Source organism: Bacteroidia bacterium (genome assembly GCA_026932145.1).
In the GTDB taxonomy this organism is placed as follows: domain Bacteria; phylum Bacteroidota; class Bacteroidia; order J057; family JAIXKT01; genus JAIXKT01.
The window spans coordinates 22,776-23,671 of the sequence record JAIXKT010000053.1; the positions used below are offsets into that span (position 1 = coordinate 22,776).

Here is an 896-nt window from a genome sequence, read left to right on the forward strand (position 1 = left end):
CGCAGCGCTTGACGAAGTTCCGAGAAAAAAAAGAGAAGACCAAAATTTATTTTGGTATTCCGGTGTTTTTTTTCTTGGGATCTAATTTTGTCAAGTGTTTTGTTGGGCGACGTTAGCCGGAACGGCGAGCGGTGCGAGCCGCAGCCGGCGCAAAGCCCAGGCGTATCTTAGACAAAATTAGGTCAAGCGCTGCGTTGAGCGACATTTGTTTTGGATGGGAGTGTTTGCGCAGCAAAACACGAAGAACAAAACTACGCCGCAGGCGTAATGTCGCTCAACGTCCGGCATATTGGCGATGGGCGGGAATTTTAGCACTAAACTCCAATCGAAGAACAGAAGTTGAATTTTGCACTTCCGTTGATACGAAGGCGTTCAGCCCGCCTATTGCCAATACGATGTTACCTGCCGTATTTTTCATTTTGTTGTTGTCAAATTAAATGTTACAGTTGCGCCAAGTCCGCAGGCTCTCATATTTGCTGTATATTGTCCATCAGTTAAACTTGTCAATTCTATATATGGAGGACAGTTGTCGTGATACAAATGTAATTCTTTACTGAAACTCTTTCCAGAAATTGTTATTGCTGTTTCTGTTCCACCACAAGGCATAAGCAAGAACCAATTCTTTTCATTTTTTGTTCGTTTAAATGTCAAAGGATTGCAGTTGCCTTTTCCTGTTTCACAACCTTCCCAATAATCAAAGCCTATGTATTCAACTTTTGCTTTCTGAATGTTGGCTGTTCCGTCATAGTTTGGACAAATGAAATAATTTTTCATTGACGATTGTCCGTCATACTTTTTTACAGTTAGTAAAACATTGTCAATATTGTCGTCAGGTTGTTTGTAGTGTTAGGTTAAATATGTTATGACGCATATATTTCGTATCTTTACAAAAAAAC

General features: G+C 40.3%; 1 protein-coding gene. It reads right to left on the reverse strand.

Annotated features, from left to right (window positions below; genetic code table 11):
• Window positions 1-414: 414 nt before the first annotated feature.
• Window positions 415-774: a hypothetical protein gene (locus tag LC115_11850; protein ID MCZ2357356.1), complete on the reverse strand. Its 360-nt coding sequence runs from the start codon at window positions 772-774 to the stop codon at window positions 415-417.
• Window positions 775-896 lie beyond the last annotated feature (122 nt).